The organism is Yersinia alsatica (assembly GCF_025133195.1).
Taxonomy (GTDB): domain Bacteria; phylum Pseudomonadota; class Gammaproteobacteria; order Enterobacterales; family Enterobacteriaceae; genus Yersinia; species Yersinia alsatica.
Genome location: NZ_CP104006.1, coordinates 1,471,242 through 1,495,923 on the forward strand (window position 1 = coordinate 1,471,242; position 24,682 = coordinate 1,495,923).

Consider the following 24,682-nt stretch of genomic DNA (forward strand, 5'->3'; position numbering starts at 1 on the left):
CCGCCACGTTGGTTGCGCAGCTGGATTTTACCGGTAAACGTGTTTGGGTGACTGGGGCCGGGCAGGGGATTGGCTATCAGATTGCCTGTCAGTTTTTTGCGCTAGGAGCGGACGTCGTGGGGCTGGATAAAAGCTTCCATGCTGACCCTACTTCGGCTGCGCAGGGCTACCCATTTACTACTGCACTGCTGGATATCAGTCACCCGCAGCAAGTGGAATTGGTGTGCCAGCATCTTCTGAGTGAAGTTCCACGTCTCGATATCTTGGTCAATGGTGCCGGCATCCTGCGCATGGCTGATACCGAGGAGCTGAGTCTGGAAGATTGGCAACAATGTTTTAATGTGAATGTTTCCGGTGCTTTCTATCTTTTACGTCAATTAATCCCGCAGTTTAAACAGCAGCGATATGGTGCGGTAGTCACTCTTGGCTCCAATGCGGCCCATGTGCCACGTATCAAAATGTCTGCTTATTGCGCATCTAAAGCCGCATTAACCAGCTTGAGCCACTGTGTCGGGTTAGAGTTGGCGGCGTATGGGGTGCGGTGCAATCTGGTTTCGCCCGGTTCCACCGATACCCTGATGCAGCGCGGTATGTGGCACAGTGAAGATGCCCAACAACAGACGATTGCCGGTTTCCCGCTGCAATATAAGTTAGGGATCCCTCTGGGTAAAATTGCCACACCGCAAGAGATTACCAATACCGTCGTATTTCTGGCGTCAGATTTAGCCAGCCATATCACGATGCAAGATATCGTGGTGGATGGTGGTGCGACACTGTCGGCGTAATGGGCATTATTTTCTGCTCACAGGTTATTTGACCTTAATGTATTAAAAAATAATGCTTGATGGATGATATTTGGAATGAATAACCTGACAGCGCTCACTGTGACCGATTTGATCGAAGCACAGTGCTTACAGGTACCGGAGCATATTGCTGCTCAGCATTATATTAATGATGAATACGTCAGCTATGCTCAGCTTAATCAGGATGCCAACCGTATTGCCGGTTGGCTGCATCAACAGGGCATCGGCCCGCACTCCTTGATTGGGGTGTTAACCTCGGCTGATCCCTATCTATTGGTTGCCATATTGGCAATCTGGAAAGCTGGCGCGGCCTATGTTCCTTTAGATAGCCATGCTTCATTGGCTCGCCTGACTCACTGTATGACGGATGCTCGTTTGGCGGTCATTCTGGGCTGCGGCTCTGCTGAGCAATTATTGCTCTGGCCTAATTGCCGCTATTTCGATATTTCCGCCCTTTCTTTTCGTCGGGCAATGCATTCTTGGTCTGCCGAACAGCCGCCGGTATTCATTCGCCGCCCAGAACAGCTGGCCATGGTAGTCTATACCTCTGGTTCTACTGGCATCCCAAAGGGCGTCATGATTGAGCACCGCGCGCTGGCGAATGTTTTACTGGATCATCAGCAGCGTCTTGGTGTTTGTGCGGAGAGTCGGGTTTATAACACACTGTCGCTGGCATTTGATGCGGGTAATATGGCCACCTTGCTGCCACTGATTGCCGGGGCGTGTTTAATCTCTGCGCTGGCTGACGTCAGTATGATTCATCAGGCTGAGGCTAGGTCAGCGACTCATTTATTACTACCGACCGCGTGGCTGACAGGCTTAAATCCTAATGATCTGCAAAAACTGTCGGTGATGATAGTTGGGGGGCAAGATTGCCCTCAAACTGAGGCCGAACGCTGGGCCGGACGGGTTGAACTGTACAATATGTATGGCCCGGCTGAATGTACGGTAACCGCACTTTGTGCCCGCTTGAAACCAAATGAGACAGTCAATATTGGTAATCCTATCAGCCAGATGCAAGCTTGGATACTTGATGAACAGGGCGCTCCGTGCCCAACAGGCACTGCTGGTGAGCTGTGTTTAACCGGTATTGGCTTGGCTCGCGGTTATCTTAATCAGCCACAACTCACCGCCAGCCGCTTTATTGATTGGCAGCAGCCCGATGGTCAGCCAGTACGTCTTTATCGCACTGGAGATAAAGCTTGCCAATGGGCTACGGGAGAATTCCGCTTTTTGGGCCGAATTGCAGATGAAGTGCATATTAATGGTTATCTGATTGATATTAATGAGATTGAATCTCAGCTTAGTCAGGTATGTCCTTTGCTTTCACAAGTGAGGGTGATGGTACGCCAGCAGGGGAAGACGTTATTGGCTTTTGCGACGTGCTCTTGCTCACTATCATGCTCACCGGAGCCTTGCCGAATTTTGGGCGATCTGGCTTGCCGGTTACCAGACTATCTGGTGCCACATCAATTGTATCTATTAACTGAAATGCCACTCACGGCGAATGGCAAGCTGGATGAGGCGCGGCTACTGACGCCGGAGTATTTAGCAAACCACTGAGCGGCAGGGCATTGCTTGTCTGCTTTACTCTCAATCTTTCTCAATGTTCCTCATTGGCCTTACAGGTATGCATCTAGTCGTCGCTCAATGCATAAAATGGTTATTCCCCCGGTTGTATTTCTTGACTTAAAAAATGGCAAAAGAATCAACATGAATAAATAGATAAATTCTGCTGTATATCGCACCTGATGGTTTGATATGAATTTTTGTTAGTTTTTTATTTATCGCGCCCAATCTTATTTAATAAGATATTTAATTCTGTTGTTGTAAAAAGAGCTAATGAGCTATCTGTAAATAAATTAATTAATAGGCTAACTATCCCAACACTTAATAGACATTCTGGTGCTGTATTTATATTCATAATAAATACATATTCTGCGGTAAACACTGAGGGTTACTAATCATTTTTCGATCAAAATTAGCGATCGTTATTTACATTTTAATAGATGAAATCAATCAGTTGGTTATTATTGATCGGTCATCTTGATCTTTTGTATTGGTTTTATGCTATTTTGATGCCTAATCCTGATAATAAGCCTTTTTCCTTGCGGAAATTATCAGCGATAAACACCTTGAAATCTCAAGGAAATAAACTAAAAAAATAAAACACAGGGGTATTCCCGTGAATTTTCTAAAACATATCACCATCAGGATGGCGTTATTATCTATTCTTGTTATATTTTTGTTACTCTGGGGGGCGGTATCCACCTTTACATTATTTTCACTTAACCAATTGACTCACTCCTTACAGCAGAGTTCTAGCCAACAGAAAAACATTAATATTATTAATCGTGGTAATGACCAATATTTCCGCGTGGTAACACGTTTGAGTCGTGCAGCAGCTTATCGTCAAAATGGGGCGGTTGCAGATGCTGATCGTGAATTAGCGTCGGCAGGTGTCGCCTTTAAAATTACTCAAGAAGCACTGGAGAAGTTTAAGCTGCAATCTCATGAAGGTATGGACCCTCCATTGACGGATAAAACCATCGAGAGCTGGTCAACATTGTTGAGTAAAGGGATTGAGCCGATGTTTAAGGCGGTGACCGAAAATCGCGTTGAGGATTATAACAAGCTGTTTAACAACGTTTATCCGCCATTAAGTCGCGAGTTTGGTGCGGCGGTGGAGAAATATAACTCTACCGTTAATGAGGCAACAGAAGCGGCAAGTGTGCGGGTTCAGTTATTAGTCGAATGGTGCCAACGAGCACTACTGGCGGCCCTAATTGCGGGGGTGATCATTTTATTCTTAACTGACCGTTACATCGTTGCCTACTTGGTGCGCCCGCTTAATTCCATTAAATTGCACTTTAAGCGTTTAGCTGAGGGGCAATTAGGCCGCCCAATGGCTGAGTTTGGCCGCAACTGTGTTGGGCAGTTAATCCCTTATTTGCGTGAAATGCAAAATAGCCTGGTGAATACAGTATCAACCATTCGCAATAGCACCGATGCGATTTATACCGGCGCAGGGGAAATTGCAGCAGGGAATGCCGACCTCTCTTCGCGTACAGAACAACAAGCTGCGGCGCTGGAAGAGACTGCGGCCAGCATGGAACAGCTGAATGCAACGGTAAAACAGAATGCAGAAAATGCCCATCAGGCCAGTAAGCTGGCGGAAAATGCTTCCACTACGGCACAAAATGGCGGGCGTATTGTCAATGATGTAGTCGCCACTATGAGCAGTATTACCGACAGTTCGCGGCGTATTGCCGATATTATTGGCGTGATAAACAGCATTGCCTTTCAGACGAATATTCTGGCATTAAACGCCGCGGTTGAAGCTGCACGTGCAGGCGAGCAGGGACGTGGTTTTGCGGTGGTTGCCAGCGAAGTTCGCAATTTGGCGCAACGTAGTGCACAGGCGGCCAAAGAGATTGAGGGGCTTATTAGTGAATCGGTATCTCGGGTCAATATAGGATCTAAACAAGTCTCAGAAGCCGGAGAAACGATGAACAGTATTGTTCAGGCCGTCACCAATGTGACGGATATTATGGGCGAAATAGCCTCAGCTTCTGATGAGCAAAGCCGAGGAATAAGCCAAATTGGTCAGGCAGTGGCAGAAATGGACGGTGTGACACAGCAAAATGCCTCTCTGGTACAGGAGTCAGCCGCCGCCGCAGCTTCACTCGAAGAACAAGCCCGTCAATTAACTGAGGCCGTTGCTGTTTTTAATCTGTCAGATAATGCTCAAGTGTCTTAATAGTGTCAAAAATAGAGATTAAAATTAAGTAATAGAAATTACTGTCGTAATAAAGAGTATAAGCCACCAGATTGTGCTGATTGTTGAGCCCACATTGGTGGCTTTTTATTGTCTATTAAAGATTTTTGATCATAAAAAAGATATAGTGAGCATGCTTTATGTCATCTCACAAATAATAAAAAACATACTTTTCATCAGGTTAAATAATAAATATGGCTTATTTTCGCGGTATTTTCTTTCTGTTGATGATGATTCTCTCATCATCCGCTTTTGCCATTAACTGCCAACGTGCCGCGACACCGGTTGAGTACACTGTGTGTAGTGATGAGGATTTACATTGGCTGGATCAGACATTCAGTGACATTTATCAGGCAATGCTAGTGAAATATGATACTGAAACTGTTTACCAACAGCGGCGAGCATGGGAAAAAGCCCTAAATAGCTGTACCAGTGATAGTTGTATTCAACGCGCTTATTTTCAGGGCATTGCTTCCATGTCTGATATTGATAAAAATTTCGGCTGGAGTGGTCAATGGTGGAATATCACCAAAGGAAATGACCGTGGCGGTATTATCAAAATTAATCGAGTCACAGAGTGGGGATTCAGTATTGATAGTAGTGCCTGGTCGGGTGAAAATGCGGGTAATTTCCGAGCAGAGGCCCGTAAAGTTGAAGGGCTGGCCGTAGTTGATGTCATTGAAAATACAACTAATTGTCGGTTACTGTTGATTCCAACAAAAGATGGCTCCATTCAGGTCCATAGCAACGGTAGCTGGGGGTGTCGTATTTCGATGCCAAAAGATGTTTTTATTGATGGTCAATATGTTAGGGCAGAGAAAGATCCCAGAGAGGCACCAAGTTTACTCTCCATTGGTATTTTTACTGATGCCGCTGTCGATAAATCATTCCGTGATTTAGTCGGCGAGAATTATGAGCAATTTGTTGCGTCGGCAAACGTCTACATTTATAGCCATGACCTGGATAACCGAGGTGCAAAAGTACTATCGACCTGGGTGAGAGGTGCCGCAAATAAACGGGCATCGATAATTATGTACAGCCGTACGGGCCAAATATGGGCCGCCTTTGTCGCGCCAGAAAAAGATGGCAGCTTACGTGTTCACTATTTTACTAATGTGCCTGAAAATAAAGAGAAAAGACCAAAAACAATTATGGAGTGGCAGCAGACGTTTATCGATAATTAAATCCTGCGTTCTTGAAGCTGCAGGGTTGTTAGCTGCTCGCTATTATTTTTCTCTTCGAGGCCGCTGCAAGCTGCATTGAAATCCGAATCACTGAGTTAGGTCAGTGATTCGGGATGCCCAGCTTTATTCCAGCGTACCAATCACATTCAGTGCCATATCATCGGGCACTTCGTTATAAGACAATACATTTAACCCATTGCAGAATAACCGAGCATAACGCGCAATTACTGGCCGTAACTGCGGTGTTACTAACAAAATCGGTTGGTGATTTTCCGCTTTCATCTGTTCTTTAATGATGGGCATATTTTGCTGTAGCTGGGCCAAGATATTCGGATCGACAGGGAAATTATCCAATACGACTTTTCCTGCTTGCTGTGCCTGATTAAGCGAACCAAGTAACATATTCTCTAATTCGTTATTGATGGTATAAACCGCCAGGTTTTTATCATCGCCATTGATGCTATTGACGATCCCAGTTCGTAATGCGTAACGTACATCAGAGGTCAATAAAAGAGCATCTTTGGTTAGGGTGGCACTGTCCAATAATGCGGTGGCGATGGTAACAATATCCTTTAGCGAAACATTATCGGTTAATAACTGGCGATACACTTTCAACAGCAAACTGAAATTAAGCGCGGTGGTTAAATCTTCGGCCAATCGTGGTGATAATGATTCAAGGCGTTGTTGTAATTGAGTTATATCATCGTAGTTAAATAACATGGGTAAATGGTCACGTACTACTTTATTTACATGGGTAGCAACCACACTGGCGCAATCTACTATCTGATAACCAAAGTTTAGGGCGCTCGTTTTATCTTGCGGCTCTATCCATACTACAGCTAGGCCATAGGTTGGGTCTGTCGCCAGAATACCATCTACTTCCCCATATTGTTCTGCGGTCGGGATTGCCATCAGTTTATCAATATGAACTTCTCCCCCTGCGACTTTGACACCATTAATATTGATACTATATTGCGACGGTTTTAACCGAAAATTTTCCCGCACTTTAACTTCGGGTAATAAAATTCCGCAGGTTTCCGAGATAATCTGCCGCACACCACGTAGGCGTTGGGTCAGAGGCCGGCCTTTTGACTCATCGACCAGTGTTACCAATTTATAACCCAGATTTAAGCCGATGGGCTCTACAACTGGAATATTATCCCAATTGATATTTAGTGAATTATCATCAGAAATGGCTTGGTTGAGGGCTGTAAGATCGGGTTCAACATCCGCTTGCTGTATTTTTTTACTTTGCTGCCTAGCGGCGAACAACAGTAATCCGGTGAAACTGAGAAAGGCGAGATGGGGCATCCCCGGCACAATGGCGAGAATGAACATCACAAATGCGGCTGCATATAAAATGGTCGGTTTTGCCAGCAACTGATCTTTAATTTCATCAGTCATATCGCCACCATCACTGACGCGGGTGACAATAATGGCTGCGGCAGTGGCTAATAACAGCGAGGGAATTTGTGCGACTAAGCCATCACCAATGGTGAGTAATACATATTGCTGAAATGATTGGCTGGCACTGAGATCGTATTTAAAAATACCAATACAAATACCGCCGATAACATTGATCACCAAGATCATAATCCCGGCAATGGCATCACCGCGAACAAACTTGGAGGCCCCGTCCATCGCACCATAGAAATCGGCTTCACTGGCGACCTCTTTACGGCGTAGACGCGCTTGTTCTTGATTAATTAACCCGGCATTAAGATCGGCATCAATAGCCATCTGTTTTCCAGGCAAGGCATCCAAAGTAAAGCGGGCGGAGACCTCGGAAATTCGTTCAGCGCCTTTGGTCACGACCACAAAATTGATGATCATTAAAATGATAAAGACGACAAAGCCGACCACAAAATTGCCGCCAATCACTACCTGACCAAATGCTTCAATCACTTTACCGGCAGCACCCGGCCCTTCGTGACCATTGAGTAACACCACGCGGGTTGAGGCTACATTCAATGTTAAACGCATTAAGGTCGCAATTAGCAGGATGGTCGGAAATATTGCAAAATCTAGCGGCCGTTTACTGTTTACGCTGACCAATAATACCAATACAGCCAAAACAATATTAAAGGTAAATAAAATATCCAATACAATCGGGGATAGAGGCAAAATGACCATTGCCAATACACAAAGTAATAATATTGGAACAGTGATGTGTATCTCTTTCAATATATGTGCAAGATTATTTAATTTATTTTTCATCATGGAATTTTTGCATCTCTTTGGGAATACCAAGGCGGGTATTTAATACCGGTTTATTGGCCAGACCAGAGCGCCAAGATTTGACCTGCATAACATAAGTCAGTACTTGAGCGATGGCGCGATAGAGCTGGGCTGGAACCTGTTGGTTGACCTTGGTGGTATGGTAAATAGCCCGTGCTAAAGGTGGGAACTCAACAATTTCAATATTGTTTTTTTCAGCCACGCTCCTGATATATAAAGCAATATCATCTTTTCCTTTCGCAACAATATAGGGAGCGCTGGCCTTCTCTGGCGCGTATTTTAATGCAACAGAGAAATGTGTTGGGTTGGTAATAATAACATCGGCATTAGGCACTGATTTATTAATCTGCCCCATTGCAAATTGCCGTTGTAATTGACGCACCCTGGCTTTAATTTCTGGATTACCATCATTACTTTTATGTTCTTGTTTGACCTCCTGTTTGGTCATCTTCATTTTCTTGGTGAAGAGATAAGTGCTTAGTGGAATATCTATGGCGGCAAATATCACAATAATAGTAATGAAATACACCAAAATACCGTGATAGAGGCTGAAGCCTTCAGTAATAGCTTCCTGCAAGGGGAATGCTTGTAAACGCAATAAATCAGCCAGTGAGTTTCTGACCACCAGATACAGGGTGTAAAGCACAATGCTGCACTTTGCCAACATCTTCAGTACTTCAGTCCCATTGCTGGCGGAAAATATTTTTTTAATACCCGCCAACGGACTGAGCTTTTTAAAATCAGGCAGCAATTTTACTGGGGTGAAATTCCAGCCCCCAGGAATTAAGGTTGCCAATATACTGATCAATGGAATTGGGGTCAGTGTGACTAAAAATTTACTGAAAATCAGCAGATTGACTCGTAGTAATTGTTCCAATGCGGTGGGGTCATTCATCCTGCCGGCCATGCGACTAACGGCTAGAAATGACTCTTTAATCAGCTCTTTGTAATAGGGGAGAAAGAGTGTCAGCGTGATTAGCGATGCGACTAATCCTGCCGCCATGGTCACATCTTTTGAGCGCGGAATATCCCCCTTCTTTCTGGCTTTCGTCAGTTTTCCCGTGGTGGGTTTTTCGCTTTTCTCTCCGCTAGAGGTCGACATCAGCGCACCTTCATTCGTTCAAGTTGGGTCAGGATCTCGTTGGTTAAATTGAGATAGTGATCCGGTACATTTATCGCCAGTAACAGCAGACATAGCAGGCCGAATAACATGCCGATTGGAAACCCTAGTGAGAATAGGTTTAGCGTCGGTGATATACGATTCAGTAAGCCAAAAGATCCCTGAACAATCAGCATGATAAAGGTTGTTGGTAGCGCTAGCAGAGTAGCGGATGACATGATCCAACCGAGGCTTAGCGCCAGAGAACGCAGCGAAAAGTCATTGATAGCCTCACCTATCGGCCAACTGACGAAACTTTTGTACAGGATGGTGACAAACAGTAAATGCCCATCCAGCGTAAAAAAAATGAGGGTACTAAAGACAAAAATAATCTGTGAAATCACTGTCGTAGAGGCACCGCTAGTGGGGTCATTCATCACCGCCATACCTAAGCCCATATTCATAGATAAAATCTGCCCTGCGGCCTGCAATGCGGCAAAAACCAATTGCAACATTGAGCCAAATAGCCAGCCCCACAAAATTTGCTCACCCGCCAGCAAAAGTGAATTCATGGATAATAATTCGCTGATAATCACCGGCTGATTAAGCATCGGGGTGATCAGTACAGCGAGCAGTAAGGCGGTGCCAATTTTTGCTTTGCGGGTAAAGGCATGATGTTGAATCACGGGGCAAAAGTGCAAAAACGATAAAATCCGCACAAAAGGTAACCAGAGTGCAAATAGCGGCGTTGTTAGCGATTGAATATCAATTCCCATCACTGTTTATCCCACCAACTGCGCGGCTTGATGGAAAATATTGATGGTGAAGTCACTCAGCTTGGTCAGCATCCATTTGCCAGCAAAAATCAACACCAACATGGTCATTACCAACCGCGGCAGGAAGCTGAGAGTTTGCTCATTAATCTGCGTGGTGGCCTGAAAGATGCTGACCAGCAATCCAGTTAATAGGCTGGGGATAATGGCGACCACGGAAATGATCAACACCAGATGTAACCCCGCCGCAATAATATCCCCAGCAATATCAGTGGTCATCATGCTACAGCCCCTGCACGCTGGCAGTCAGCGTGCCAACAATTAATGTCCAGCCATCGCATAAGACAAACAGCATCAATTTAAATGGCAAGGAGACAATTAACGGTGACAACATCATCATGCCCATTGCCATCAGAATACTGGCGACAATCAGGTCGATAACCAAAAAAGGGATATAAATCATAAAGCCAATCTGGAAGGCGGTTTTTAGCTCGCTAAGAATATAGGCCGGAGTCACCACGGTAAGATCTTGCTGCTGAGGCTCGCCGGTGACCTGAGCGATATCCATCATCTGTTCCAGCGATTTAGTACTGGTTTGCGCGAGCATATAGTTTTTGAGTGGAGCTTCAGCTCGACTAATAGCTTGCGGCAAGGTGATTTCGTCATTTTGGAAAGGGATCACGGCGTCCTGATGAATTTTGGTCCATACCGGGCGCATCACTAATAAGGTTAGGGCGAGAGCAATTCCAGTCAGCACTTTATTGGGCGGGCTTTGTTGTAATCCCAAAGCTTGGCGTAATATTGCCAAGACGATAATAAAGCGGGTGAAGCAGGTCATCATTAACATCATGATTGGCAGCAAACCCAGCAACGTCATCAAGATCAGAATTTCAATTTTGACGTTATAATCTTGGCCCGCAGCCGTAGGAACAGTGCTGAACAGGGTAATTCCGCCCTCTTGTGCCAGAAGAAGGGGGGAATACAGTAATCCACTGATAAATATGCCACCACTCATTAGGGTGGCCGTCATAACCCGTAGGCGGCTTAAGATCATAACGCGAGTTCACCCAAGCCCTGATTGTTGAAACTGACAATACGCAGACCATATTTTTCATTGACCACAACCACTTCTGCCTGCCCAAACATGATGCCATTGACTTTAATATCCAGTGGTTCGCCAGCCAATTTATCCAACTCAATGACTGAATCGTTATTCACGGTCATCAACTCTGACAGTGGGATATCTACTGAGGCAACTTCCAGCGTTAAAGTGACAGGGATGCGGCTGAACAGTGATATTTTACGTTGCTGTTCATGCAGGTGCTCATCCATTGTAGTCACCTCAACGGCTTCGGCAGTCGGGGGAATATTGGCTGCGCTTTCTTCCATTGAGAAATTAAAGTCCAGGTCATTATTGAGTTCAAGTGATTGGTCAGTCATGGTTTATCTCATTAGTTTTGTCATTAAATTCAGATAAAAATAGCTTGCCGCGACTTTCAGTCACCACGGCGCTAAATAGAGGTTCTTTACCAATAAATACCGGAAAACTTTCTGGCAGAGTGGCGGAGATAATATCCCCTTCTTGTAATGCCATTAGTTCAGAAAATGTCAGTTCACTGAGACATAATTGGCTGGTGAGGCGTATAGGTAGTTTTCTGACTAGCTGATCAAATTGTGCTACTGATAACGTTTGTGCTTTTTTCTTTTCCCCATGAGATTCACGATTCAGTGTATTGAGGAATCGTTCTACATGGGGCAGGTCAATAAGTAATGTGAAACCACATGTCTCATAGCCCTTTAACCAAAAGTCCATACGATATGACCAATGAGTGATAGGGGCGACATTATTATTTTTTATTATTAGTGGTTCACCAAAAACGGGTTGATTGAGAATAAGCTCGGCTATCTCAAGACTGAGCTTGTTTTTTAACCTTTCCTCTGTTTGCGTTATTGGCGAGTTATCTATGTTAGAAATAGTGTTTTTTTCTTTGGTTAAACCATAATAGTCATTAAGAATGTTAAGCAGCAGTGTCCGGTCAATATCAAATGCGACATCACCCATTTGGCTACTGAGTGTCGTCGCATTTTTATAGCTACAGTCTGTTTCGAATTTAATATCTATTAAGGTGATATTTATGCGATATTTTTTTAAGAAATAGAGGCTGATGTTATTTTCAATAACAGAAAAGTAATCACCCACTATCTTAGGTATCTTATGATAAGGACGCCCTAATTTATTAATGTCGAGTGTCATTGTTTTCAGTATGGAGTCATTTTCATGAACCCTTACTTTAGCTTTGTTTTTCTGCATGGTTTATCCAGAATAATAGTCAGGCTAATTTTTATCATTACTGCCAACGGCTGCATGTAACGAGTGAGACTTATCGATGCTAGTGATTTTTATCTTGCGCAGAAAGCAAACCATACACTCGTTAATATTTGTTATTATAGAGAGTGATAATATGTCGTCATATCCTGCTTTATTAACTTTCCACTGAATTTAATAAGGCGATAATTAAATCAGGCATTACAATTCAGTACAATAGGAATTACTTTATTAATTTATTTGTTTTTTATCTAAAAATTAATATAATTTCACATAACCTGTTGTTTTTATTCTATTAATGTTTTTAATTTTTATTTAATTACTTTATTTACAAAAGGGTGTCTATAGTCTCGTCTCAATGATTTCCGTCACTACTTAATGAACCGTTATTAATGCTTTTTAGTGGTCGTTATTTTTTTGTTGTTAAACATTTAAGAGTGGATTTTTTCATGTCGTATTATTAGCTCTTGAAAGAATTCCATTGGCTTCACTGGGGAGCAAACACATTATGATGAATATGACTATGGATATGTTATCTAAGAGCGAACATGGTTTTGTTGCTAATGCGCCCTCCAGTGTGAGTGTATTTTCTCTTGCTCGTCGGGTCGCTGAATTTAATGTCCCAGTATTAATTACTGGTGAGACGGGGACGGGTAAAGAGTGTGTGGCAAAATATATCCATCAGAAAGCTATGGGTAATAATTCGCCCTATATCGCCGTAAACTGTGCAGCGATTCCTGAAAGCATGCTAGAAGCGATATTGTTCGGTTATGAGAAGGGGGCTTTTACCGGGGCCGTTGCGAGTGTTGCCGGTAAATTTGAACAAGCTAATGGCGGGACATTATTACTGGATGAGATTGGTGATATGCCTTTGGCTCTGCAAGTGAAATTGTTGCGAGTATTGCAAGAGCAAGAAGTTGAACGTCTTGGAAGCCATAAACGTATCCCTCTCGATATCAGAATAATTGCTTCAACCAATAAAGATTTGAGTGTTGAGATCGCTGAAGGGCGTTTTCGTCAGGATCTCTATTATCGTTTGTCTGTCGTCCCTATTCATATTTCCCCTTTGCGGGAACGACCGGAAGATATTATGCCGTTGGTTATGGCATTTTTTAATAAATATAAAAGCTTCTTGGATGTAAAGATAAACATTACCCCTCAGGCAATAAGCGAGTTACAGACATACCCTTGGCCGGGTAATGTGCGTGAGCTGGAAAATGTTATTCAGCGCGGGATTATCATGAGTAATAACGGACTGATAGATATTCAAAATTTGGGTTTGACTGCAATAAATGACTCAATTTCGACAGGAAATGAATCGGTAGGAAATAAAGCAATACTTTCAGCTACTGATTTTGAACCTACCAGTAATAACAGCAATATTAAGTTACGTGGGCGGCTGGCTCAGTATCAATACATCGTAGATTTACTGCAACGACATCAGGGAAATAAATCCAAGACAGCCGCATTTTTAGGTATTACCCCCCGCGCTTTGCGATATCGACTGGCCAATATGCGTGAAGATGGTATCGACATTGAATGTTACTCATAAAAGGAAAAGAGATGGATAAAGTCGGAGCAATCAATATGCCGCGTCTGCAATTACCGGTGATGTTGGAAATGCAGAATATGGCGGCTATGGCCGGTAGTCATATTGAGTTCAGCGCAGAGTCACCAGAACGCGCTGGGAGCCACTTATTTGTTCAGGGAAGAGAGACCAATTCTTCTTTTTCTCAGGTATTCAATCACGCGATTAACAGCGTGGATAATTTACAACATGTGGCCAGCAATCAGCAGACCGCCATGGATATGGGCATTAGTGATGATTTAACCGGCACAATGCTAGCAAGTCAGAAAGCCAGTGTGGCTTTCTCCGCGATGGTGCAGGTGCGTAATAAGCTTACCACTGCACTGGATGAAGTCATGAATACTGCGCTGTAGGGTAAATCGGTGTTAGAGAAAATTAAGCAAAAATTATCCTCTGTCAATTTGGGTAATAATCAAAAAAGCATTCTCGTGGGTTTGGCGGCAATTCTGGTCACTGGCGCGATTATTTTCAGCCTGTGGCGTAGCTCGCAGGGATATACCGCCTTGTTTGGCTCACAGGAGAATATTCCGATTGCCCAAATGGTCGAAGTATTAGACCAAGAGGCCATTGCCTATCGTATTAATCCAGATAATGGCCAAGTATTGGTGGCTGAGAATCAGTTAGGTAAAGCCCGTATTTTATTGGCGTCCAAAGGGATTGCTGCGACATTGCCGCTGGGTTATGAATTGATGGATAAAGAAACCATGCTGGGTAGTAGCCAGTTTATCCAAAATGTTCGTTACAAACGTAGTCTGGAAGGCGAATTAGCACAAAGCATTATGGCATTGAGCGTGGTGGATTATGCCCGAGTTCACTTAGGAATGAGTGAAGCCAGCTCCTTTGCTATCAGCAACCGATCAGAAAGCAGCGCTTCTGTGGTGCTGCGGCTGAAGTATGGTCAGACTCTGAAAACAGAGCAAGTGGGTGCCATAGTCCAGTTGGTAGCCGGCAGTATTCCCGGCATGAAAGCCGCCAATGTTCGGGTCGTTGACCAGCACGGCGAGTTGCTGTCGCAAGCTTATCAGGCTGGCAGTAATGGCATGCCGAGTGTGAAAAGCGGTGCCGAGTTGGCCCATTATTTACAGAGTTCCACAGAGAAAAGTATTGCCAATCTGTTGAGCTCGGTCGTCGGCGCGAATAACTATCGTATTAGCGTGGCAACACAACTGGACTTGAGCCATGTTGAAGAAACACTCGAGCGTTTTGGCCCAGAGCCACATATTAGTGATGAAAATATTCAGCAGGAAAATGGCAACGATGACATGGCGATGGGGATCCCTGGTTCCTTAAGCAATCAACCTGCCGCTCAAATGGGCAATACGGCTCCGCCCTCAATCGTCAGCCGCAGCCAGGCGCAACGTAAATACACTTATGACCGTGATATCCGCCATGTTCGCTACCCAGGTTTTAAGCTGGAGAAGATGACGGTGGCCGTTATTCTCAATAAAGCAGCCCCAGCGCTGGAGGCATGGGCACCGGAGCAACTGAATGAATTAAAACGTTTAATTGAAGATGCTGCAGGTATTGATGTGAAACGTGGCGATTCTTTAACTCTGAACATGCTGGCATTTACTGCGCCGGGCCTGATTGAAGAGCCTGTAATCCTGTGGTGGCAAGATCCAACGACTCTCCGTTGGGCTGAAATCATCGGCATTGGTCTGTTGTCTCTGCTGTTCTTGTTATTGGGTATTCGTCCATTGATGAAGCGACTGGCACGTCAAGATAAGCAAGGTATTGGTGTCGCCAGCACAGAAAATAATGAGAGTCAGACGGCTATCACCAGCACAACGGAAAACACCACAATATTAGAGCGGGCATTATCAACTTCTTCATTCCAGGAAGATGACAATTTGCCGCCGCAAGGCTCTGGTTTGGAAACCAAAATTAGCCACTTACAACAACTGGCCCAGTCAGAAACTGAACGCGTCGCCGAAGTCATCAAACAATGGATTAATAATAATGAACGAATTAAACCCCAATCAGAGTGATGACGTGATCGTCAATGATAGTCCTCAAGCGGTAGCACCAATACGTAGCCGGTTGGAGCAGGCTGGCATTTTATTACTGAGTATTGGTGAAGAAGCCGCGGCCATGGTGATGCAAAAACTGAGTCGTGAAGAGGTGATGTGCATCAGCCAGATGATGTCTCGCCTGCATGGGGTTAAGCTGAACCATGCGCGACAGGCTCTGGATGATTTCTTCGTCGATTATCGCGAACAAAGTGGGATTAATGGCGCATCACGCAGCTATCTCCAGGGAATTTTGAATAAAGCTTTGGGCAGTGATATCTCCAAAAGTGTGATTAATGGCATTTATGGTGATGAGATTCGTCATCGCATGACCCGATTGCAATGGGTGGGAACACCGCAATTGGCCGCGCTGATTGAGCAGGAGCATCTACAGTTGCAGGCGGTATTTTTAGCCTTTCTACCGCCAGATGTCGCCGCTGAAGTCTTGGCCTATCTGGAAAAGGGACGTCAGGATGATGTGCTGTACCGCATTGCCAAGCTCGACGATGTTAACCGCGATGTAGTTGATGAGTTGGATCGCTTGATTGAGCGTGGGGTCGCGGTGCTGTCAGAGCATGGCTCGAAAGTGGTGGGGATTAAGCAAGCCGCGAATATCGTCAACCGCATTCCCGGTAATCAGCAGCAACTGCTGGAACAGTTGGGAGAGCGTGATGAAGATGTCTTGAATGATCTCAAGGATGAAATGTATGAGTTCTTTATTCTTAGTCGTCAGAGTGAGGTGACTTTACAGCGGCTGATGGATGACATCCCGATGAGTGACTGGGCAATTGCCCTAAAAGGCACCGAGCCGGTACTGCGTCAGGCCATCTATGACGTGCTGCCAAAACGCCAGATACAGCAACTGCAAAATGCGACAAATCGTATGGGGGCGGTACCGGTTAGTCGGGTAGAGCATGTGCGTAAAGAGATTATGGCGCAGGTGCGTTTACTGGCTGAAGCGGGTGAAATCCAAGTGCAATTGTTTGCTGAACAGACCATGGAGTAGGGCAATGTTGACCAAAAATAGTTCGCGCTCCAGTGACTGCAAGGTGCGGGTTCATCAGTTCCCACCTTTACGTCAACATCGCCAGCCGCTCCCTTCTGCTGATGGACTGATAATGGATCCGGCGGAATACCAAAAACAGCTAATGGACGGCTTTCAGGAAGGAGTTAACCAAGGGTTCAGTAAGGGCCTGTCTGATGGCAAAGAAGAGGGATATCAGGAAGGTATTCGCTTGGGCCATGAAGATGGGGTGCAAAAAGGGAAAACTGAAGGGCGGCACTTGGAAAGTAGCCGCTTTAATGAGGCTATCGAGCCTTTCACTGGCTATGTCGCCAAAATGCACGACTATTTGCACAGTTACGAAAATCGTCGCCGTGATGAATTACTGCAATTAGTGGAGAAAGTCACTCGTCAGGTTATCCGCTGCGAACTGGCGCTGCAACCGGCACAATTGCTGGCATTAGTGGACGAAGCGCTGGCGGCTCAGCCTGCGGTACCGACACAGCTGAAAGTGTATCTCAACCCTATCGAACTGGGCCGTATCAATGATGTTGCGCCAGAAAAAGTCCAACAATGGGGCTTGGTAGCGGATGCAGAGATGGCCAGCGGTGAGTGCCGAGTGGTGACCGATACCACTGAAATTGATGTGGGTTGTCAGCATCGTCTGGATCAATGTATTGATGCTTTAAAAAGTAGCTTACTGTCGGATCAAGACCATGGGTGAGCTAGCAACATTGGATGATGCGCTTAAATCTATCGATAACATTAATCTGGCCAGAGTGGCTGGCCGCTTAGTGCGGGTTAACGGCATCCTACTGGAGAGTGTTGGCTGCCGTTTGGCTATCGGTCAGCGCTGTCGTATTGAAAGCACGCAAGAAACTTTTATTGATGCACAAGTTGTCGGCTTTGATAGGGAGGTCACTTACCTGATGCCCTTTAAACAGCCTGATGGTCTGATGGGCGGCGCACGGGTTTTTCCTGCTGAGCTGGGTGACGAATTAATGATTGGTGACAGTTGGCTTGGGCGTGTTGTGAATGGTTTGGGCGAGCCAATTGATGGCAAGGGAGTGCTGAGTGGCGATACACCATTGCCCCCGCAGTTACCGCAAATTCACCCTTTGCAACGCCAGCCGGTCAGTGCGCCATTAGATGTGGGCGTCAAGGCCATCAATGGCCTGCTCACCATCGGCAAAGGGCAGCGGGTCGGATTGATGGCGGGCAGTGGCGTGGGTAAAAGCATGCTGCTCGGTATGATGACGCGCTATACCCAAGCCGATGTGGTGGTGGTGGGTTTAATTGGTGAACGTGGCCGCGAAGTGAAAGAGTTCATTGAGCATTCATTGCAGGCCAGTGGCATGGCAAAGTCAGTGGTCATTGCCGCACCGGCAGATGAATCTCCACTCATGCGCATCAAGGCCACAGAGCTGTGTCATTCCATCGCCACTTATTATCGTGATAAAGGCTTGGATGTGCTGCTGTTGGTGGATTCATTGACCCGCTATGCCATGGCGCAACGGGAAATAGCGCTCTCATTGGGCGAGCCGCCAGCCACCAAAGGCTACCCGCCATCCGCTTTTAGTATCATTCCCCGTCTGGCCGAAAGTGCCGGTAACAGCCACGGCAGTGGCACCATGACCGCCATTTATACAGTATTAGCGGAAGGTGACGATCAACAGGACCCTATAGTTGACTGTGCCAGAGCGGTATTGGATGGTCACATTGTCTTGACGCGAAAGCTGGCGGAGGCCGGGCACTATCCCGCCATTGATATCGGCCAATCAATCAGTCGTTGTATGAATCAAATAACCTCGCACGATCAGATCCTCTCAGCGCGATCATTAAAGCAATGCTATGCCGATTATATGGCGATCAAGCCCTTGATCCCGTTAGGGGGATATGTGCCGGGAGCCGATCCTGCGGTGGATTTAGCGGTGCAGTCATATCCGGCGATTATCGATTTCTTGCGCCAGGAAGTGACTCAACCAGCGTCACTTGCCGCCACCCTTACACATTTAAAAACGTTATACCCTCATCACTAATTAACAGGTATGCAGAATGGATACCATCAACACGCTGCGACAATTGCAGCAGTTGCGCCAACAAGCACTGAATCAGGCAAGTAGTCAATTGGTACAGCAGAAGCAGTTGTGTCAGCGTTATCAGAGCAATATCAATGCATTGATTTCATTAGCTGATTTATCATTAACAGCCACGCCAGTACTGGCACCTAAAGTGGCGGCCTTACAAATGGCAAATAATGCTCATTATAAGCGCCATATTCAGCGGGTTATTGATTGGCAAAAGCAGGAGCAGGTGCTGGCAAATATTGAAGCCAGTAAGTTGCAGCTTCAGTTACAGCAGCAGGCGTGTCGGGAAAAAACGGTGGCAGTGGTGCTGGAGCAACAACAAGAACTGCATCAGTTGGAATTATCGCGGGGTGAACAGAAAACTACTGATGCTCAGGCGGCACAATGTTGGCAGCGACGCGCTTTACAGCAAGGTTCACTGGCAGGCTAAGCACTCAATTTGGGTGCTTTTTTTATGTATATTATGATGAAGATTATGCTGATAACCCCATCGCCATAGTGTGGAATAGACTATGGCGATGGGGTTATTGGTGGGGAATATCCCATAATATCACTGCGATAAAAGTTGATTGGTAGAGCCTATATTCGGCAATCAGCCGGCATATAGAAAATCAGATTGGGTTGCTGTCAATGAAGATAGGATTTCCATCTGCATGGTTAGCAACAGACCGTTATGGTGATTTTGCTGGCGACAAGCATCGGCACGTAAGCGTAAATCTGCCCATAATGCATAAGAATGCTCACGGTAATGCAACGGTAAGTTGGATATTAGCATGTGCATACCTTCTTTATGGGCAGGTAACTGTAACTCCTGCATCAATAATTGGCGTTCACTGGCTGTTTTATCAATGATATCATATAGTTCAATTAGCTTCGCATTAAGGATTTTCAGTGCTTCGGTGTCATGACTAATCATGAATTCTCGCTGTTTTACCAGCAATTCTTCCAAGGCAATATAACGTTTGCGATCATCCTGAATAGACACCAACAACTGCTGAATTCTTTGCTGCTTTATTGCCAGTGTAGTTTCCATTGCCGGGTCAGCTCCTGTGGAAATTGATCATCGCTTTAGCAATATCAGCGCTATTAAGCCTGATTTTACCGGCTTGAATGTCAGCTTTAACCGCCGCAACACTCAGTTTGTCTATCTCTGGCATTGCCCCTAATTGCTGGTGCAGTTCAGCGGTAGAGGCTGAGTGCTGCACGGTATCAGCAATAGCATTAATCGGGGCTATTGCTTGAACTTTCGGGGCATTTTCATTTTTTGCGATGGGTTTCGCTACCATCATTTGTTGCCGATTTGCATTAATTTCCATATCAAATCACCTTTTAGTCAGTTAGCAAACGGTACGCAGAGTCGCCGTTGTTTTCGTTGTGGGCATATACCCACAACCTAATAAATATCGATGTTACTGAGATATAGCGTCACAGAATGGTCAAAACTTAACTGGTCGTAATGCCCAGCATTCTCACTTTGCCAATATCATCGACAATGGCACTGATAGTGCGTTTGCTGCTGAGGTTTTTCACTTTGATAAGCTCACCTTTACGGCCATTCTTTAGGGCTTCACCTAACATGCGGGCTTCAATGCCGTCCTGCTGCGCAATCATTAATACATGCTGACCACGGGTGACTAAAACCGGTTGTTCTAACTGTGTCGCCGTTACCGTTTGTAGGCCACGAATACGCCGCTTAACGGTGAATCCGACTATTTCATCCGGGTTAGTTAGGTAGCCGCCCTGGGTGGTCGCAATATTTTTCTTCTTCAATTCAATATCGTCAGGGGCTACCACCTTACCGCGCTCAAGGGTGTTTTTTGCTACCCAAACGGGCAGATAAATATCTGGTTTTACCGTCACTGCCACTTCCCAACCTTGTCCATCACTACAACTGATGTCATAGCGCAAACGCGATAAATCATGATGCCCATTTTGCGGCGAGGCCACGCGAATTTCACTTTTGCAGGCTTTATAGCGGCTGACTTCGGCGGGAACAAAAATATTCATTTTAGCGGTATAGCCTTGCCAGTTTTTATTTTTGGCAGTTTGGCCGATATCCGCGCTGGCGGCTTGCAATGCCCGCGCATAAACCTGTTTTCGGGCGTGAGTTTCAGTGCTGTGGGCGGTGCTCATCGACAGTGAGATAAGGCAAATAAAGAGGGAGAGCAGCCGATAGCGACTACGGATAAAAAAAGTCATAACCAAGGGGAAAAATAGCTTCCCATTACGAGGTTCTAATAGATAAAAAGTATTGATATTCATGATGTTATAAACCTGGCACGTTGTTTGCATTATTGGATGTGAATTCGTGCAATAACAGCGTTTAAACATCAAATCAGGACGTATTTTGTGGGTATTGATTTTCAGAAAGCACTCGGGGTTCACCCGATGGCGATGCAGCTTCGACTTACCAGAGCAGAACTGCTATCAGCCAACCTGGCGAATGTGAATACGCCAAATTTCCAGGCTAAAGATATTGATTTCGGCGCTGAAATGCAACGGGCAAAACGAGGTGGGGTTGGAATGACATCCGCTCAAATGACATTACCTCAAATGAAATACCGGTTGCCTTATCAACCCTCACAAGATGGCAATACCGTGGCATTGAATGTCGAGCAGGCAGAGTTTTCAAAAAATGCCCTCGATTATCAAACCAGTCTGTCATTTCTCAATATGAAACTAACGGGTTTGAAGCAAGCGATTGAAGGGAAATAAAGATGTCGTTTAACAATATTTATCGGGTATCAGGCTCTGCGATGACAGCCCAAACCATCAGGCTCAACACCATCGCCAGTAATTTGGCTAATGCTGAGTCACCCGCTGCTTCTGTGGCCGATGTTTACAAGGCGCGTAGCCCCATATTTTCAGCCGTGTATCCCCCGCGCAATGCCGCTAACCCTAGGGGCCTCAGCGGGGCGCAGGTACAGGTGCGGGATGTGGTGGAAACCGGCGGTGCGGTGCAGCGTTATGAACCCAATCACCCGCTGGCTAACCCGCAGGGCTATGTGTTTTATCCCGCGGTGAATGTGGTCTCGGAGATGGCAGACATGATGTCGGCTTCACGCAGTTTCGAGACCAATGTTGAAGTCCTTAACAGTGTGAAAAGCATGCAGCAGAGCGTGTTAAGGCTTGGAGAGCGTTAATCATGAATATTAATGAAACTAGAAATTTATCAACGAAGACGAATAACGCGCTTTCCCCTGCGGGAGGGGAGTTGGCCACTGGCGATCAGCTTAATAACCAGTTTATGACGTTATTGGTGGCGCAGATTCAGAATCAAGATCCACTGAATCCGACTGATGGCACTGAATTTGTCAGCCAGATGGCCCAGCTCTCGCAGGTTCAATCTACCGAGAACATGGCCAAGATGCTCAATCGCAGCACGGTACAGATGGAAAAGATGCAAGCCATGGCTACAGCCAATCTGGTTGGGCAGAAAGTCATGGTCGAGAGCAACACTGTTGAGTTGGATAAACAGAACCAAAGTGGGCGTCTGACCTTACAGCATGCAGCATCATCGGTAGCGATTTATTTAACTGATGAGTCAGGGCAGGAGCACCGAATCGATTTGGGCGAACAATCCGCTGGCAATGTGGATTTCACTATCGATCCCACGAAGCACCATCTTAAACCGGGTAAATACCAGCTCAGCGTGGTGAGCAGCAGTGGGGAAGAATTCATTCCGCTGGAACTCTCGGGGACTGTCAACTCGGTACGTATCCCGCCACAGGGCGGTGCTGCGCAATTGAATATTGCCGGTCTTGGTGATGTTTCTTACAGCAAAATCAAACAGTTTGGTTTTTAGCGCCATACCGATAAATCCTAAAAATAACCCATTACTTTATAAGAGAAATATTTTATGAGTTTTAGCATTGCCAATACCGGCCTGAGTGCAGTGAATGAGCAGTTGAGTTCTGTCAGTAACAATATTGCTAACTCGGGAACCAAGGGTTTTAAGTCTAGCCGGACTGAATTCTCCTCTATGTATGCTCAATCGCAACCACTGGGCGTGGGTGTTAGTGGCACGTCACAAAATATCAGTAAAGATGGCTCTATCGAGAAAACCGGCAATGCAATGGATTTGGCTATTTCGGGCAGCGGTTTTTTTGTGGTGAAAAACAGCAGCGGTGATGAGGCTTATACCCGCGCGGGTATGTTCAGCAGTGATAAAAATGGTTTCTTAGTCAATGCTAGTGGCATGAAATTACAAGGTTATGGTGTTGATGCTGCCGGTAATTTGCAGACTAACATCATCACTGATTTGAAGATAAGTACGACCGGTATACCGGCAAAAGCCACCAGCAAACTGGACTTTATGACCAACTTACCTGCTGGTGATGCTCGTCCGACCAATTCCACCTTCAGTCCTACTGATAAAACCTCTTATAACCATATGTCCACATCGACGGCTTATGACTCATTGGGCCGTCAGCATATGCTGACACAATATTTTGTTAAGACTAACAATCCTGGTGAGTGGGATGTGCATTATGCTGTTGACGGTGCCGTGCAGACAGGTACACATCAACTTAAGTTTGATACCTCAGGCGTGATGACGAGTGCAAGCACCAAAGCCATTACTGGCTCCTACACCCCAGCCGGTGCTGCAGGTTTCAATATTAATATCGATTACAGCGGTACGACACAATTCCAATCTGAGTTTCTTCCTACCACCAATAAAGGTGATGGCTACACCTCTGGCACTAAAAACGGTGAGCGCATTGAAAATGATGGTTCGGTCTATGCCACCTTTAGCAATGGCGAGCGGATGCTGCAGGGCAAGTTTGTATTAGCCAACTTTGCCAATCCTAATGGTTTAGCCGCCCAAAATGGTACCACCTGGACGGCAACCAACAAGTCGGGGGCGGCATTAATGGGGGCTCCCGGTTCTGGTTTGTTAGGTGATATTGAAGTTGGCGCACTGGAATCTTCTAACGTCGACTTAACCGCCGAGTTAGTTAACCTGATGACGGCGCAACGTAATTATCAGGCAAATACCAAAATCATCAGCACCAATGACAGCATGATGAATGCGCTGTTCCAGGTGTTGTAATGGATAAGCTTCTTTATACCGCCGTCAGCGGGGCTAACCGCAGCCTGACGCAACAAAAGATTCATGCCAACAATCTGGCTAACGTCAACACACAGGGATTTCGGGCTGATTTGGAGCGCGCTACGGCAACTCAGGTTCCTGGCGGCGGCTACAGCAGCCGCGTGGCGGTACTCAGCCAGAGTGCTGGGGTTGATATGACCGCCGGTCATTTGCAGGAAACAGGTCGGGATCTGGATATTGCGCTGAAAGACCGTGGGCTGATTGCCGTGCTCAGTGGCGGCCGTGAGACTTATACCCGCAATGGACAAATGAGCGTCGGCCCAGACGGTGATTTAACTATCAATGGGTTAGCGGTATTAGGGGAGGGCGGACCAATTGTGTTGCCGCCTTATTCCACGATCTCGGTTGCTGATGACGGCACTATTACCATTATTCCACAAGAGGGCGGCATCAAAACGCCCACGGATATTGATCGCATCAAACTGGTGGATATTCCAACCAATCAACTGAGCAAAAATAACCGTGGTTTATTGGTTAGCCGCCGTGGCGCAGCCCCTCGCGATGAAAATATCCAGCTAGTCAGTAAGCATCTGGAAAGTAGCAATATTTCCGCTATCAATGAAATGACCGCCAGTATCTCCCTCAGCCGCCAATTTGAAGCACAAATCAAAATGATGAAAGTGGCCGAGGAGCTGGCGCAAACGGGTAACCGGATGATTCGTGGCAGCTAATCGCCGCCTT

At 45.8% G+C, this 24,682-nt stretch carries 25 protein-coding genes and 2 pseudogenes; 17 read left to right on the forward strand and 10 right to left on the reverse strand.

What is annotated here, in order from left to right; translation table 11 throughout:
* Positions 1–8 precede the first annotated feature (8 nt).
* From dhbA to N0H69_RS06420, 4 genes are all read left to right on the forward strand, one after another.
* Positions 9–785, forward strand: coding sequence for a 2,3-dihydro-2,3-dihydroxybenzoate dehydrogenase (gene dhbA / locus N0H69_RS06405; protein WP_301280486.1), 777 nt, complete (start codon positions 9–11; stop codon positions 783–785).
* A 75-nt stretch (positions 786–860) separates the two neighbouring features.
* Positions 861–2,366 carry an amino acid adenylation domain-containing protein gene (locus N0H69_RS06410; RefSeq protein ID WP_050150795.1) on the forward strand — a complete coding sequence of 502 codons (1,506 nt, stop codon included), beginning with the start codon at positions 861–863 and terminating at the stop codon, positions 2,364–2,366.
* A 622-nt stretch (positions 2,367–2,988) separates the two neighbouring features.
* On the forward strand, positions 2,989–4,563 hold the full coding sequence (locus N0H69_RS06415) for a methyl-accepting chemotaxis protein (RefSeq protein WP_050108517.1): 1,575 nt from the start codon (positions 2,989–2,991) through the stop codon (positions 4,561–4,563).
* 212 nt (positions 4,564–4,775) lie between these two features.
* A complete protein-coding gene (locus tag N0H69_RS06420) occupies positions 4,776–5,765 on the forward strand; it encodes a lysozyme inhibitor LprI family protein (protein WP_375541933.1) in 990 nt (329 codons plus the stop codon).
* 123 nt (positions 5,766–5,888) lie between these two features.
* Here the strand turns inward: N0H69_RS06420 and N0H69_RS06425 are convergent, their stop codons facing one another.
* The 7 genes from N0H69_RS06425 to N0H69_RS06455 are packed head-to-tail and all read right to left on the reverse strand — an operon-like array spanning position 5,889 to position 12,186.
* Complete coding sequence (locus N0H69_RS06425) at positions 5,889–7,985, reverse strand: flagellar biosynthesis protein FlhA (protein WP_072077435.1); 2,097 nt, start codon at positions 7,983–7,985, stop codon at positions 5,889–5,891.
* Positions 7,972–9,105, reverse strand: a complete 1,134-nt coding sequence (flhB, locus tag N0H69_RS06430) for a flagellar biosynthesis protein FlhB (protein ID WP_050150797.1) — start codon at positions 9,103–9,105, stop codon at positions 7,972–7,974. The genes N0H69_RS06425 and flhB overlap by 14 nt, the downstream gene beginning before the upstream one ends.
* Positions 9,105–9,878 carry a flagellar biosynthetic protein FliR gene (gene fliR, locus N0H69_RS06435; protein WP_050123451.1) on the reverse strand — a complete coding sequence of 258 codons (774 nt, stop codon included), beginning with the start codon at positions 9,876–9,878 and terminating at the stop codon, positions 9,105–9,107. The genes flhB and fliR overlap by 1 nt, the downstream gene beginning before the upstream one ends.
* 6 nt (positions 9,879–9,884) lie before the next feature.
* Positions 9,885–10,157, reverse strand: a complete 273-nt coding sequence (fliQ, locus tag N0H69_RS06440; RefSeq protein ID WP_050123454.1) for a flagellar biosynthesis protein FliQ — start codon at positions 10,155–10,157, stop codon at positions 9,885–9,887.
* Between the two features lies 1 nt (position 10,158).
* Positions 10,159–10,929, reverse strand: coding sequence for a flagellar type III secretion system pore protein FliP (gene fliP, locus N0H69_RS06445; protein ID WP_145538229.1), 771 nt, complete (start codon positions 10,927–10,929; stop codon positions 10,159–10,161).
* Positions 10,926–11,315, reverse strand: coding sequence for a flagellar motor switch protein FliN (gene fliN / locus N0H69_RS06450; RefSeq protein ID WP_050134270.1), 390 nt, complete (start codon positions 11,313–11,315; stop codon positions 10,926–10,928). The genes fliP and fliN overlap by 4 nt, the downstream gene beginning before the upstream one ends.
* Positions 11,308–12,186, reverse strand: coding sequence for a FliM/FliN family flagellar motor switch protein (locus N0H69_RS06455; RefSeq protein ID WP_050150799.1), 879 nt, complete (start codon positions 12,184–12,186; stop codon positions 11,308–11,310). The genes fliN and N0H69_RS06455 overlap by 8 nt, the downstream gene beginning before the upstream one ends.
* Before the next feature lie 523 nt (positions 12,187–12,709).
* On the opposite strand from N0H69_RS06455, the pseudogene N0H69_RS06460 reads away from it, so the two are divergent.
* The 8 genes and pseudogenes from N0H69_RS06460 to fliJ all read left to right on the forward strand — a co-directional run.
* A pseudogene (locus N0H69_RS06460) lies at positions 12,710–13,463 on the forward strand (sigma-54 interaction domain-containing protein); the annotation flags it as partial.
* A gap of 113 nt (positions 13,464–13,576) precedes the next feature.
* Positions 13,577–13,753 (forward strand): annotated as a pseudogene (locus tag N0H69_RS22250) (helix-turn-helix domain-containing protein); the annotation flags it as partial.
* A gap of 11 nt (positions 13,754–13,764) precedes the next feature.
* Complete coding sequence (fliE, locus tag N0H69_RS06465; protein ID WP_050123463.1) at positions 13,765–14,142, forward strand: flagellar hook-basal body complex protein FliE; 378 nt, start codon at positions 13,765–13,767, stop codon at positions 14,140–14,142.
* Between the two features lie 9 nt (positions 14,143–14,151).
* Positions 14,152–15,777 (forward strand): flagellar basal-body MS-ring/collar protein FliF, encoded by a 1,626-nt coding sequence (fliF, locus tag N0H69_RS06470; protein WP_050150803.1) that lies wholly within the window; start codon positions 14,152–14,154, stop codon positions 15,775–15,777.
* The gene (locus N0H69_RS06475; protein ID WP_050134278.1) at positions 15,749–16,804 is read left to right on the forward strand and encodes a flagellar motor switch protein FliG; all 1,056 of its coding nucleotides are present in this window, start codon (positions 15,749–15,751) and stop codon (positions 16,802–16,804) included. Before fliF ends, N0H69_RS06475 begins: the two co-directional genes overlap by 29 nt.
* Before the next feature lie 4 nt (positions 16,805–16,808).
* Positions 16,809–17,525 carry a flagellar assembly protein FliH gene (fliH, locus tag N0H69_RS06480; RefSeq protein WP_050150805.1) on the forward strand — a complete coding sequence of 239 codons (717 nt, stop codon included), beginning with the start codon at positions 16,809–16,811 and terminating at the stop codon, positions 17,523–17,525.
* Positions 17,518–18,840 carry a flagellar protein export ATPase FliI gene (fliI, locus tag N0H69_RS06485; protein WP_050150807.1) on the forward strand — a complete coding sequence of 441 codons (1,323 nt, stop codon included), beginning with the start codon at positions 17,518–17,520 and terminating at the stop codon, positions 18,838–18,840. Before fliH ends, fliI begins: the two co-directional genes overlap by 8 nt.
* A gap of 16 nt (positions 18,841–18,856) precedes the next feature.
* Positions 18,857–19,318 (forward strand): flagellar export protein FliJ, encoded by a 462-nt coding sequence (gene fliJ / locus N0H69_RS06490; RefSeq protein ID WP_072077436.1) that lies wholly within the window; start codon positions 18,857–18,859, stop codon positions 19,316–19,318.
* Positions 19,319–19,480: 162 nt separating this feature from the next.
* Here the strand turns inward: fliJ and flgN are convergent, their stop codons facing one another.
* From flgN to flgA, 3 genes are all read right to left on the reverse strand, one after another.
* Positions 19,481–19,921, reverse strand: a complete 441-nt coding sequence (gene flgN, locus N0H69_RS06495; protein WP_050145374.1) for a flagellar export chaperone FlgN — start codon at positions 19,919–19,921, stop codon at positions 19,481–19,483.
* 7 nt (positions 19,922–19,928) lie between these two features.
* Positions 19,929–20,204 carry a flagellar biosynthesis anti-sigma factor FlgM gene (gene flgM, locus N0H69_RS06500; protein WP_050145373.1) on the reverse strand — a complete coding sequence of 92 codons (276 nt, stop codon included), beginning with the start codon at positions 20,202–20,204 and terminating at the stop codon, positions 19,929–19,931.
* A 127-nt stretch (positions 20,205–20,331) separates the two neighbouring features.
* The gene (flgA, locus tag N0H69_RS06505) at positions 20,332–21,180 is read right to left on the reverse strand and encodes a flagellar basal body P-ring formation chaperone FlgA (protein WP_050150809.1); all 849 of its coding nucleotides are present in this window, start codon (positions 21,178–21,180) and stop codon (positions 20,332–20,334) included.
* Between the two features lie 57 nt (positions 21,181–21,237).
* Here flgA and flgB point away from each other — a divergent pair, with 57 nt between their 5' ends.
* Genes flgB through flgF form a run of 5 tightly spaced genes read left to right on the forward strand, consistent with a single transcriptional unit; the run spans position 21,238 to position 24,672 of the window.
* Positions 21,238–21,603, forward strand: coding sequence for a flagellar basal body rod protein FlgB (flgB, locus tag N0H69_RS06510; RefSeq protein WP_050123479.1), 366 nt, complete (start codon positions 21,238–21,240; stop codon positions 21,601–21,603).
* 2 nt (positions 21,604–21,605) lie between these two features.
* Positions 21,606–22,031 carry a flagellar basal body rod protein FlgC gene (gene flgC / locus N0H69_RS06515; RefSeq protein WP_050123481.1) on the forward strand — a complete coding sequence of 142 codons (426 nt, stop codon included), beginning with the start codon at positions 21,606–21,608 and terminating at the stop codon, positions 22,029–22,031.
* 2 nt (positions 22,032–22,033) lie between these two features.
* The gene (gene flgD / locus N0H69_RS06520) at positions 22,034–22,693 is read left to right on the forward strand and encodes a flagellar hook assembly protein FlgD (protein WP_050150811.1); all 660 of its coding nucleotides are present in this window, start codon (positions 22,034–22,036) and stop codon (positions 22,691–22,693) included.
* A gap of 54 nt (positions 22,694–22,747) precedes the next feature.
* Positions 22,748–23,941 (forward strand): flagellar hook protein FlgE, encoded by a 1,194-nt coding sequence (gene flgE, locus N0H69_RS06525; protein WP_050150813.1) that lies wholly within the window; start codon positions 22,748–22,750, stop codon positions 23,939–23,941.
* Positions 23,941–24,672 (forward strand): flagellar basal-body rod protein FlgF, encoded by a 732-nt coding sequence (gene flgF, locus N0H69_RS06530; RefSeq protein ID WP_050150816.1) that lies wholly within the window; start codon positions 23,941–23,943, stop codon positions 24,670–24,672. The genes flgE and flgF overlap by 1 nt, the downstream gene beginning before the upstream one ends.
* Positions 24,673–24,682 lie beyond the last annotated feature (10 nt).